Source organism: Bacteroidota bacterium (genome assembly GCA_016721765.1).
GTDB lineage: Bacteria > Bacteroidota > Bacteroidia > UBA4408 > UBA4408 > UBA4408.
The window spans coordinates 470,728-483,511 of sequence record JADKHO010000001.1 but is presented as its reverse complement, the minus strand read 5'-3'; the positions used below and the strand labels follow the sequence as shown (position 1 = coordinate 483,511).

Below are 12,784 nucleotides of genomic sequence, written 5' to 3'. Positions count from 1 at the left end.
TGTATCCAAAATGAAAAAATCAGTCATCCAAACTATTTCCTTTCTTGCCTTATTGCTTTTAGTAACAAGCACAGTAAGTCAAGCACAAATTACGATTTCTACAACATCTACTTTTTTAAATAATAACGGGTCAGGAACCGTAACTTTTAATTTTGAAAATACAAATTCAAGCGATGTAATAATTACCGACATTGAAGGAATAGTGGGTACAACAGCGAATGTTTCTGTTGATTTTTGGTATAAAACAACTCCCTTGAATGGTTCTCCGGGAAATATTTCGGTAGCAAATGGTTGGACACTCGTTGCAACAGGAACTATTGCAGGGGTAGCCAATACAACAACTACGGTTACACAATCCTTTTTTACGGGCTTAAGTTTTTTAGTACCTGCCGGAGCAAATTACGGATTCGCAGTCTCGGCTTACAACGGAACGGCTGGAGTGCAGCGTTATCATACAATTGTTGCTCCGAATCTTCCAACAGTTACCATATCGGCCGGTGGTTGTAACATTGTAACCGGCGACAACATAGGATACGGCGGAGGCGCTCCTCCAACTACCCCTACCAATACTCCAAGAGGATGGCTTGGGAGTATTTCATTTATTCCAGCCACACCTTGCACAGCGCCGCCTAATGCAGGTACAACTGCAGCAACTGATTCAAGTGTATGCCCAAATACAAACTTTTCATTGAGCTTAAATGGAAATACACTCGCTTCAGGACTAACGTATCAATGGCAATCCTCTCCAAATAATACCGTTTGGACAGATATAGTTGGTGCAGCAAATATCAATTTAAGCACCACTCAAACAAGTAACACCTATTATCGATGCATTTCAACCTGCACCGGTGTTGCAGATACTTCAACCAGCTTATTAATCACCACGAATACTTTTGTCGATTGCTATTGTTCTTCTAATCCTACAGGTGCAACCGGCAGCGATATTGGAAATATTACCATTGCAGCATTAAATAATGGAACAGCCGGAACAGCCACGAATAATGCCGCTTCGGTAAATACCTATTCCGATTTCTCAAATTTACCTGCTACTGCTTTAACGCAAGGTGGTACCTATCCGATAAGCATAACGCAAATTAACAGCGCTGCTTTTAGTGTAAATTATGCAACCGCACACATCGATTTTAACCATGACGGTCTGTTTGACCCGGTGGTTGAAACGTTTACATTGGGTGCATCCACTTCGGCAGTTAATGGTAATATAATTAGCTCGGCCCTTAATATCCCATACACAGCGCTTACAGGCCTCACCCGTATGCGTATTGTATTAAGAGCGGCAGGATCTGCAACGCAAAGTCCTTGTGGAACATACGGCACTGGAGAAACTGAGGATTATTTGGTGGATATTTTGCAAGGTGCTGTATGTACAGCCCCTCCTACTGCCGGCGCTGCTGCGGCATCCTTTACCTCCGGGTGCTCAGGAGTAGCAACCCTAATTTCCTTAATAGGAAATTCAATTGGTTCTGGACAAACCTATCAATGGGAATCTTCAACCGACAGTGTAACTTGGACACCCATTAGTGGAGCAACCAATACACTATATGCTACTACCATAACCGGCACGTTGTTTTATCATTGTGTTGTTACTTGTAATGCACAGTCTGCAGCTTCTGCAGGTATAAAAGTGTCTCAAAATCCACCAAGTTTATGCTATTGTGTAACCGGCTTAGGCGGCGGCGGATGTGCCTCTTACACCATTAATGATGTGGTAATTGCCGGTACCACGTTAAATAATCTTGGAAGTATTTGCACCGGAACCACAGCTAATACATTAACTGTTTTTCCTCCATCAGGTAACACCACAGCATCCTTAATTCAAGGCTTATCCTATAATCTTAGTGTAACTTTGCCAGTGGCAGCTTATGTTTCTGTATGGATTGATTTTGATGGATCAGGAACCTATGATGTTTCTGAATGGAGTCAGGTTTGTATTCCCTCCACTTCTGCTCCCAATATACCTAATACTATCTCGATCTCAGTGCCCTTTAGCTCTATTATTGGGCAAACAGGTATGCGCATCAGAAGCCGTTCAGCAACACCCAATGGAGCACCTGATGCATGCTTGAGTTTTGGAAGCGGAGAAACTGAAGATTATATACTCACTATTATTCCAAATGTGAATTGTGCAGGTACTCCAAATGCAGGAACTGCTGTTGCTAATGCTTCTTCGGTATGCCCTAGTGTTCCGGTTGCCCTAAGTTTAAATGGTGTAACTCTTGCGAGTGGCTTAACTTACCAATGGGAGAGTTCGGCAAATAACATTACGTTTGCGCCGATTAGTGGAGCAACTCAACCATCCTATTCAAGCACTCAACCCAACAGCACCTATTACCGTTGCATTGTATCTTGCAGTGCTGCTGCCGATACTTCCACAAGTATTTATGTTACAACTAATACCTTCGCAAGTTGTTATTGCACTTCAGCAGCAACAAGTACTGCAGATGATGATATAGGTAATGTAACTTTTGGACCTTTAAATAACGGTATCGGAACGCCGGCTACAACCAATGCTACCTCTGTAAATACCTATACGGATTTTACAAGCTTGCCACCTCAAACCTTCTTCCTTGGTTTTCCATATCCCATTTCAGTTACTCAAATTGATTTGAATGGATTTTATGTATGTACCATCGCTGTTTTTATCGATTACAATCAAGACGGAAGCTACGATCCGGCCACTGAACTTGTTTTTGATGGAACCACTTTTGCAGGCCAACTCGGCAACATTGTTTCCGGGCTAGTTGTTATTCCAGCTTCAGCAACTTTGGGAAATACCGGAATGCGGGTTGTTTTAAGAGAGGGTACTGTTATGCCGAGCCCTTGCGGAACCTACACTTGGGGTGAAACTGAGGATTATATCGTGAACCTTGCACAGGCTCCACCCTGCATTGCACCAACAGCAGCAGGAACAGCCGCAGCAAGCGATTCAACTGTTTGTCCTAATGTGAACTTTACCTTGAGCCTTGCAGGTTATTCCATTTCATCAGGCATCACCTACCAATGGCAAGCATCGCCCGATAACATTAACTGGTCACCCATTGCAGGTGCAAATACTTTGTATTATCAAATGTCTCAAACCAGCAGTACCTATTATCGTTGCCAACTTATTTGCTCAGGTGTTACATCTACTTCTACCGCATTATTTGTAGCGCTTAATTCATTTGTTGATTGTTATTGCACCTCAGGTCCAACCAGTGCAGTTAATAATTACGATATAGGAAACGTTTCATTTGGCTTATTAAATAATGGTATAGCGCTTCCGGTTACAAATAACCCAACTTCGATAAATTCATACACCGATTTTGGTTATCTACCACCGGTGAATTTGGTTAAGACCTTGAGCTATCCGCTTGCCGTTTCTCAAATTAATTTTGGAACCTTTGCCACGTGTAATTTAGGCATTTACATCGATTTTGATCACGATGGAATTTTTGATCCTAGTGGTGAAATTATTTTGAACGCCCAAACAATAGGTGGCCCTAATCCTATACGTGATACCATTTTAATACCTTCGACAGCATTATCAGGTCTTACTAAAATGCGTTTGGTGTTGCGAAATGGCACTACATCGGCCGATCCTTGCGGAACCTATTTATATGGCGAAACCGAAGATTATTTAGTGAATTTACTAACTCCTAACTCTTGTAGTTTGCCATTTAGCGCCGGCTTTGCTAAATCCGGAACCATGGAAGTATGTGCCTCCGACATTTTTTCATTATCTATCGATAGCTTGAGCACAGACACCGGATATACTTTTCAATGGCAGAAATCATTCGATAATCAAACCTGGACATCAATTGCAGGCGCAACTACTCAAGTGTATTTAACAAGCCAAAATTTTGATACTTATTATCATTGTAATGTAACATGTAATGGCGGCACTACAGTTACCTCAACAGCAGTGCATGTTTTAAACAAATCAGTGGCTTTGTGCGATTATTGCAACAACGAAATCAATGGAAATTGCACCCTCGAAAACTATATCGATTCTGTAGCTTTTGGGCAAACAACTTTCAATAATGCAAATTCGGGTTGTGCAGCTAATGCAGGCTTTGCTTACTCAAAATATCCCGGTACAGGGAACACCACTACCACTTTAGGCATTGGAAATTACTATGATTTATATGTGAAAACCATTGGTGAGTGCAGTATCTCTGTTTGGATTGATTATGACCAAAGCGGTACCTTTGATCCAGAAGAATGGAAAGAAGTGAGTCATGCTACTGTCTCAGGACTTGCTACAAAAGTTCCTTTCGTAATTGACGACTCTGCTAAGGTTGGAGTAACCGGTATGCGCATCAGATCACGAATTGCCGGTAGCAGCAACCTTGCTAATGAAGCTTGTGCAGCCTTTGGTAGCGGTGAGACCGAAGATTACTACATTACCTTGGCAACTGCTATTTCTACCGGAAATGAGTTGGAGAGAGAAAAGGACCTTACAATTTATCCTAACCCAAGCAATGGAAAAATCAGCATTAGCTATTATAATTTGGATTCAAAATCAATTAGCCTAATGATTTCAAGTATGGAAGGCAAAGAAATTCTGAAACAAAACTCAGCACTCAATGCTAACCAATTTAATACACAGCTCGATCTTACAACCTATCCAAAAGGAATTTATTTTATTCAATTAACCACCGATAAAAATAGTATTACTAAAAAGCTGGTAATTAAGTAGATTTGCAGGAAAGAAATTTCTTCGGTGAATCTAGTTCTCGACATTGGTAACACCCGTATTAAAGCAGCCTCCTTCGATAAGGCTGCTTTAATGCGTTTGGAGGTGTTCGATTCTTTCGATAATTTTCGAAGCAATTTTAATTTTGATGCGCATGTCGCCCAGCCCTGTATTATTTCATCAGTGGTGAATGCTCATTTGGAAAGCGTTCAATCCATTAAGTTTCATTCAGCACCACTAATTTTTTCGGATGCTACTGCCATTCCAATTCAAAATCGTTATGCTACTCCCGGCACTTTAGGAAGCGATAGGCTGGCTGCTGCGGTGGCTGCTGCACATTATTTTCCGGGCAAAAATGTGTTAAATGTTGATACCGGTACCTGCTTGAAATATAATTTTGTAGACAACACTTCTTCTTTTTTGGGAGGAGCCATTTCACCCGGATTAAGGATGCGCTTAAAAGCCATGCATCAGTTTACGGATGGTTTGCCCTTGGTGGAGATGGATGCAGAATTTAACACCTTAATTGGTACGGATACGCATAGTTCGCTGCTTTCGGGTGCTTTGGTTTCAGCTTGTGCAGAAGTGGATGGAGTTATTAGATTGTATCAACAACAATTTTCCGACTTAACAGTTGTTGTGAGCGGAGGCGATACCGATTTTTTTGTAAAACGGTTAAAAAACAGCACCTTTGCGCGCCCTCATTTGGTGCTCGAAGGCTTAAATCATATTCTGGAATATAATGTCAATAAATAATCGCGTTTTAGTATTCGCTTTTTTTTCGTTCCTGCTTACAAAAGCGGATGCACAATCCATAACTAAATCACCTTATTCGCGCTATGGTTTGGGCGATATTTTGGATAACAGCATTGCACAAAGTCAGGCAATGGGTGGCGTTTCTCAGGGTTTTCGTTCTTCCACTTGGATTAATTATTCAAACCCTGCATCTTACTCCAGTCTTGAGCTCTCCACCTTTCAAACCAGTGTAAATTTATCCATTACCGAGCAAAGCACTGCTGCCTCCACCCAAAAAGTAAAGAACGGAAACCTTGCTTCACTTGCATTTGGCATCCCCTTAAAAAAGGGTTGGGGACTTAGTTTTGGACTATTGCCTTTTAGTAGCATAGGATACAAATTCAGCAATTTTTCGACTGCTCCTAACGGCGAAGAAGTGCAGTACTTGTACAACGGCTCAGGTGGCCTGAATAAAGTATTTTTGGGAACCGGCATTTCTCCTTTTATTAATAAATCGGACAGCAGCTGGTTAAAAGGATTTTCATTGGGAATAAATGCCTCCTACATTTTTGGAAACATGACTTATGAGCGCAGAGTCATTTTTACCGATGCCAATACCCAATTAAATAACATAATGGACTTTGATTATTATAAAGTTGGAGATTTTGATTTGGATTACGGCATACAATACCGTGCAAACTTAAAAAAGAAGTGGTCGCTCATTGGTGGAATAACCCTCTCTAACGCTACAAAATTAGATGCGGAACATTCCGGCTTAGGTCTAACCTATAGGGTAATAAATGATTTCGAAAACGCTATTGATACCGTGTATCGTTTTCAAAACGTGAAAGGAAACATTCAAATGCCTACCCGTATTGGCTTTGGCATACTTGCAAATAAGTCGGATAAATTAATGATTGGTGCCGATTTTAAAACTCAGGATTGGAGTAAGTTTAGCTCTTTTGGTGTGAAAGACAGTTTAAACAACAGCAATTCTATTTCGTTAGGCGTGCAATACATTCCCAACCCCAGCAGTGGGAGGGGATTTTGGAAACACGTGCAATACCGCGCAGGGGTAAGTTATTCAACAACTTATCTTAAAATTCGAAATACCTTACTCACTCAACAATCCGTAAATTTTGGTGCCGGATTTCCCATCATTAAAAGTCTCTCTACTTTAAATGTGGCTTTCCAATATGGCGTGCGCGGTACAACTACCGATAACCTTGTGAAAGAAAAATTTTACGGCTTGAGCGTAGGTCTTACCTTTAGCGACAAGTGGTTTATTAAACGCAAATTTGATTGATACCATAATGTTTTTCGTTTCGAAAAATAGCCGCATTGTTCTTGCCTATATAGCAATATCGTTGACTTTTACAGCCTGTGAAAACGATATTGAGCAGGTAAATTTAATCACCTCCAAAAAGAAAATCCCCTCAGAATCAGGTAAAAATGTACTCATCGTTTACAGTGATTCAGCCCGGATTAAAATGAAACTGAACGCGGCCCAACTCGATCATTACGATGGCGAAAATGCTTATGTGGAATTCCCTAAAGGGGTGAATGTGTTTTTTTACAACGATCAAAATAAGCTTGAATCTAACCTAAAGGCCAACTATGCCATCCGCTACGAAAAAAGCAACATGATGGAGGCTAAAAACAATGTAATTGTTATAAATAATAAAGGGGAGAAGCTAAATACCGAACACCTGTTTTGGGACGAAAAAAAGGAACAAATTTACTCCGATGTGTTCGTAAAAATCACCACCAAAACCGAAATCATCATGGGCGAAGGCCTCGAATCCAACCAGGATTTCAGCAAATACAAATTCAAAAAAATTAAAGGGACCATAAATGTGAAGCAGTAATTTGCATCATGCAGGCGCGCTTTCAGCGCGTGATTCAATAGACTGGCGCGCGCTTGCAGCGCGTGACTTCATACATAATAACAACACTATTCCTTAATAATTTTCTCCACCCACTGCTTCCCATCCAAGTTCGCACTCACAATATAAATGCCTTGCGGCTGATCGCTTAAATCGATTTTGTTATCTGTTGAATTACTTTTACTGCTAAGCACCTTGCGGCCATACACATCGCTTACTTCAAAGCTGAAGGCTTCTTTTATGTTTTGTAGCTGCACATTAAAAATACCCTTAGTTGGATTTGGATAAATTTTTAAAACAAAATCTGCAGCATCTGTTGCAAATTCTACAGTATTACTACAAATGAGTTGCATAATCGGGATAGTGTCATTGCTTATAAATTGCAAAATTACCTCATTCGCATTTGTAGCGCTAATAGGTATATTCCAATCGGTAAAAGTAACAGGAGAAATTATTGAGAAAATATTAGATGTTGCCGTATTGTTATAACAAGAAGTAAAGGAAGTGCTGTCCTTCTTTACAATTAAAATATTGCGAATATTTTGCGAAGGTAATATCTCAGTACCGGCAATTACATAACCGTTATCACTTGTATGTATAATAGAATTATAATTATATTGGAATGGAAAATTTTGATACTTCCTGGATTGAATATTCCCAAATTTATCAATGTAAGAACTTTGATCCGACAATTTCATAAATCCTGAATCTTTTAATGCTGTAATATAATTGCATGCCGTGCTTTGAAATCTATGCCATATAAGGTTTCCATTAAAATCAATTTTTGCAAAACTGGTTTGACTATTAGCAACTCCTGTACCCAAACCGGTGTAGCATATTGCAATGCAAGAATCAATAGTAAGTGCAAAAGAGGCATTGCCTCTATACATGTTTTCCAAATTACCCAGTGAACGCTTACACCATATTTTATTTCCAAACTTATCTAAACGTAAAATGAAACAGTTACTTCGAGCTGGAAAGTTATTCGGATCAGTATTAAACTGGTAAGTAAGCCCTGAGAGAATTAGACCTGAATCAGGAAGCGAAAATACACCCCAACCTTCAGAACTAGACGTATCACCAAATAATTTGCTCCATTGCTGATTTAACAAAGAATCTAATTTTATTACAAACATTTTACTGCTATCAATTACACTTGAGTTACTAGAAAAATTTGTACTTCCAACAAGCACAAATCCCCCATCAGGTGTATTTACAATACTTGAAATATTGTCAGAATTAGATAGGGTCAACTTCTTTACGGTATTAAGTGATAAACTATCGCTTAACTTAGCAATAAAAGGAATATTCTGATTTTGTAAGGTAATAGTATCGATGCCTGAAATCCGGCCTGCTATTATAAATTCCTTTCCTTTTGCATCTGCAGTAATAATGGAAGCTGTGGAATTCGGGTATGTGGTAGAGAATTGAAAATATTTCATGAATTTATAAGAACCAGTGTAATCGGTCTTTAAAATTATTGTGCATGCCTTATCTGTATTTAATGAATCTCTGAATGCTGAACCCCCTAAAAAAATATAACTGCTATCAACTTTTGAATCAGCAACTCCCCATACTTGACTATTTAATCGCATTTTATATTTAACTGTAAAAAGTGATTGTCCTTTCAACCCCAAAGTAAAAAGCGAAAGCAAAACAATAGCCAATAATTTCAGTATCATTTCAAATAAATCTAAAACTATTTCTTATAAGACTTCAAAACCTCAATCTCCTTCTGCAATTGCAGCACATACAAAAAGAGTTCTTCGAGTTTTTGTTGTTGCCTGTAAAGCGTAAATCTAAAATTCATTTTCATATGATTTTGATAATTAAAATGTGAAAAGTTGCAATTACTGACTAGCCCAATTACTGGCGTGCACTTCCAGCATGTGACCTCCCCATGATTAAATTTATCATCAATTGTTTGCAAAACAAAAAAGCCCTGAACATTTCGTCCAGGGCTTAAATTTATACTTAAATTGCAATTAAAACTCCACCAAAGTCCCAATCTTATCACCCGAAATCAATTTGGCTAAATTCCCTTCTTTATTCATGTCAAAAACAATGATGGGTAGTTTGTTCTCATTACAGAGGGTAAAGGCGGTCATATCCATCACATTTAAGCCTTTTTCGTATACTTCATCAAAGGAGATCGTTTCGTATTTTGTAGCGCTTTTATCTTTTTCAGGATCGGCAGTATAAATGCCATCCACACGGGTGCCTTTTAAAATAACATTGGCTTCAATTTCTATGGCTCTTAAGGATGCAGCTGTATCGGTAGTAAAATAAGGGTTTCCGGTACCGGCTCCAAAAATTACAACACGTCCTTTTTCCAAGTGGCGTACCGCTCGGCGGCGGATAAAAGGCTCGCAAATTTGTTCCATTTTAATGGCTGATAGCAAGCGGGTATTTACATGCAAGCGTTCTAATGCACTTTGTAATGCCATGCTGTTAATCACAGTGGCCAACATCCCCATATAATCGCCCTGCACACGGTCCATTCCACCTTTCTCAGCCTGTATGCCGCGAAATATATTTCCGCCACCTATAACAATCGCTACTTCAATTCCTTTGTCGACAATGGATTTAATATCATTGGCATATTGTCCGAGTCGCTCAGGGTCAATCCCAAATTGCTTTTCGCCCATTAGCGCCTCACCACTCAACTTTAGAAGTACTCTTTTATATTTCATGTGCCCAATTTTATGTGTGTAACGATAGGTAAGTGCAAAAAAAATCCCGACTTTAAAGTCGGGATTTAAATAAGTGAACGATTAGCTTAACGAAACGCGTTTAAAGGCGGTAACGGTTAATCCTTTTTCGGCATCGTTGAGGTATTGGGCAACCGTTTTCTTGTTGTCCTTTACAAACTCTTGATTTAACAAGGTTGATTCTTTATAGAATTTCTCAATCTTTCCTTTCGAAATCATTTCAATTTTATCTTCCGGCTTGCCTTCGTTGCGTAATTGCTCTTTTGCAATTTCAATTTCGCGCTCTAACAGGCTTGGGTCAACATCTCCTTTGTCAACAGCAACAGGAGCCATGGCAGCAATTTGCATTGCAACATCTTTTCCTACTTGCTCATCAGCAATGTTTTTGTTAAAACCAACAATCGTAGCCAATTTGTTTCCCGGGTGAATGTAAGCTACTACTTTCTCAGCGTTAACTACTTCGTATCGTGATAATTCAATTTTTTCGCCGATTTTACCTACGTATTCAGTAATTTTTTCAGCTACGCTTAGGTTTCCAATGCTTAAAGCATGAAACGCTTCAACGTTTGCAGGGTTTTTCTCGATAGCTAAATCCAATAGGGAAGTAGTAAATCCAACAAAGTCTTCATTGATCGCAACGAAATCGGTTTCGCAACTCAACGTTACAACCACTCCTCTTTTGCCATCAGCAGTTACTTTAGCCAATACACATCCTTCTTTGGCATCACGGTCGCCACGGTTAGCAGCAACTTTTTGTCCTTTTTTTCTTAAATAATCAACTGCTTTTTCAAAATCACCTTCAGCTTCCATCAGTGCTTTTTTGCAGTCCATCATGCCTGCTCCGGTTTGCGTTCTCAGCTTGTTTACATCGGCAGCAGTAATCGTTAATGTTGACATGTTAATTTTATGATTTTAAGTATTGATTTTACGCAATACAAATGAGTTAATTCTTTTTATCTGATAATTAAGCTTTAGCACGTGGACGTTTTCCGGTTCTTTTATCGTCGCCATCTTCGCCTCTTGTACGTCTTGCACGCGGTGATTCAGCACCTTCAGCTACCATTTCTCCTTCTTCTTTTGCATCGTCATCGTCCTTATCTTTATCCACTTTGCGTTCAGAAAGTCCTTCTTCGATTGCTTTAGCAACAATGTCAATAATTAATTGAATTGATTTTGTAGCATCGTCATTAGCAGGAATAGCGTAATCTACTAAGTTTGGATCAGAGTTAGTATCTACAATTCCGAAAGTTGGGATGTTTAATCTTTTAGCTTCGGCAACTGCGATGTGTTCTTTAAAAATATCTACAATAAACAAAGCAGCAGGCAAACGGGTAAGGTCGGCGATACTTCCTAAGTTTTTTTCCAATTTAGCACGCTCACGGGTAATTTGTAATTTTTCTTTTTTCGAAATATTATCAAAAGTACCGTCAGTAGCCATTTTGTCGATAGAAGACATTTTCTTAACCGCTTTACGGATAGTTGCAAAGTTAGTTAACATTCCACCCGGCCAGCGCTCTGTAACATAAGGCATATTCAGGTTTTTAACACCGCTTGCCACTACGTCTTTTGCTTGCTTTTTAGTAGCAACAAATAATATTTTTTTGCCTGATTTTGCAATTTGTTTTAAGGCTTCAGACGCAGCATCCAACTTAACCATAGTTTTGTTAAGGTCGATGATGTGAATTCCGTTTTTCTCCATAAAAATATACGGAGCCATGCTTGGATTCCACTTGCGCTTAAGGTGTCCAAAGTGACAGCCTGCTTCTAATAATGCCTCGTGAGTTGTTCTTGCCATTGAAATATAGTTCTATTATTTTGTTGTATATACGATTAACGTTTGCTGAATTGGAAACGTTTTCTTGCTTTCTTTTGTCCCGGTTTCTTACGCTCTACCATTCTTGGGTCGCGGGTCATTAAACCAAGCGGCTTAAGAGTAGCACGGTTTTCGGGATTTACTTCGCACAATGCGCGAGAAATGCCTAAACGTAATGCTTCAGCTTGTCCTGAAACTCCACCTCCGTCAATGTTTGCAGTAATATCGTATTCACCCACATTGTTAGTTAATGCGAAAGCTTGATTTACCACATATTGCAAAGTAGCTGTTGGAAAATATACTTTGTAATCTTTATCGTTTACAGTAATGTTGCCTTTGCCTTTTGTCATGTAAACGCGGGCTACAGCTGACTTTCTACGGCCTAATGTATTTGTTACTTCCATTGACTTATTTTATAGAATTTAATTTAATTTCTTTTGGTTGTTGAGCTGCATGCGGATGCTCGCTTCCTGCGTAAACAAACAGGTTTTTTGCAATAGCGTTACCCAATTTTGTTTTTGGCAACATCCCTCTCACAGCCATTTTCACAACTGCTTCCGGTTTACGCACCAATAACTCTTTTGGAGTAGCAAAACGTTGTCCTCCAGGGTACCCGGTGTGACGTACGTATTCTTTTTCGGTCATTTTGTTCCCGGTTAACTTAATTTTCTCTGCATTGATAACGATAACGTTATCCCCACAATCCACATGCGGCGTAAATTCTGTTTTGTTTTTACCACGAATGATTTTAGCTGCATTTGAAGCCAAACGACCTAATACTTCGTTTTCAGCATCAATAAGAACCCATTGCTTGTTAACAGTGGCGCGGTTTGCCGAAACTGTTTTATAACTTTGTGTATCCACCTTATTTAGTTTATTTTAATGTTTTGATTCCCATACAAAAAGACATATTTTTTCATTTGGGGCTGCGAAGTTACACCTTTTT

10 protein-coding genes are annotated in these 12,784 nt (G+C 39.3%); 4 read left to right on the top strand and 6 right to left on the bottom strand.

What is annotated here, in order from left to right; all coding sequences use genetic code 11:
- Nucleotides 1-10 precede the first annotated feature (10 nt).
- From IPP32_01955 to lptC, 4 genes are all read left to right on the top strand, one after another.
- The gene (locus IPP32_01955; protein ID MBL0046851.1) at nucleotides 11-4,696 is read left to right on the top strand and encodes a T9SS type A sorting domain-containing protein; all 4,686 of its coding nucleotides are present in this window, start codon (nucleotides 11-13) and stop codon (nucleotides 4,694-4,696) included.
- 24 nt (nucleotides 4,697-4,720) lie between these two features.
- A complete protein-coding gene (locus IPP32_01950) occupies nucleotides 4,721-5,449 on the top strand; it encodes a type III pantothenate kinase (protein MBL0046850.1) in 729 nt (242 codons plus the stop codon).
- Complete coding sequence (locus tag IPP32_01945) at nucleotides 5,436-6,734, top strand: hypothetical protein (GenBank protein ID MBL0046849.1); 1,299 nt, start codon at nucleotides 5,436-5,438, stop codon at nucleotides 6,732-6,734. Before IPP32_01950 ends, IPP32_01945 begins: the two co-directional genes overlap by 14 nt.
- Nucleotides 6,735-6,795: 61 nt before the next feature.
- Complete coding sequence (gene lptC / locus IPP32_01940) at nucleotides 6,796-7,296, top strand: LPS export ABC transporter periplasmic protein LptC (protein ID MBL0046848.1); 501 nt, start codon at nucleotides 6,796-6,798, stop codon at nucleotides 7,294-7,296.
- Between the two features lie 86 nt (nucleotides 7,297-7,382).
- Here lptC and IPP32_01935 read toward each other — a convergent pair whose 3' ends face one another.
- From IPP32_01935 to rplM, 6 genes are all read right to left on the bottom strand, one after another.
- Nucleotides 7,383-8,996: a T9SS type A sorting domain-containing protein gene (locus IPP32_01935; protein MBL0046847.1), complete on the bottom strand. Its 1,614-nt coding sequence runs from the start codon at nucleotides 8,994-8,996 to the stop codon at nucleotides 7,383-7,385.
- A 303-nt stretch (nucleotides 8,997-9,299) separates the two neighbouring features.
- Entirely contained in the window at nucleotides 9,300-10,007 is a 708-nt protein-coding gene (locus IPP32_01930) for a UMP kinase (protein ID MBL0046846.1), read from the bottom strand.
- 81 nt (nucleotides 10,008-10,088) lie between these two features.
- Entirely contained in the window at nucleotides 10,089-10,922 is an 834-nt protein-coding gene (locus IPP32_01925) for an elongation factor Ts (protein MBL0046845.1), read from the bottom strand.
- Nucleotides 10,923-10,989: 67 nt separating this feature from the next.
- Nucleotides 10,990-11,820, bottom strand: a complete 831-nt coding sequence (rpsB, locus tag IPP32_01920; GenBank protein MBL0046844.1) for a 30S ribosomal protein S2 — start codon at nucleotides 11,818-11,820, stop codon at nucleotides 10,990-10,992.
- A gap of 35 nt (nucleotides 11,821-11,855) precedes the next feature.
- The gene (rpsI, locus tag IPP32_01915; GenBank protein MBL0046843.1) at nucleotides 11,856-12,242 is read right to left on the bottom strand and encodes a 30S ribosomal protein S9; all 387 of its coding nucleotides are present in this window, start codon (nucleotides 12,240-12,242) and stop codon (nucleotides 11,856-11,858) included.
- Nucleotides 12,243-12,246: 4 nt separating this feature from the next.
- Nucleotides 12,247-12,702, bottom strand: coding sequence for a 50S ribosomal protein L13 (gene rplM / locus IPP32_01910; GenBank protein ID MBL0046842.1), 456 nt, complete (start codon nucleotides 12,700-12,702; stop codon nucleotides 12,247-12,249).
- Nucleotides 12,703-12,784: the final 82 nt, after the last annotated feature.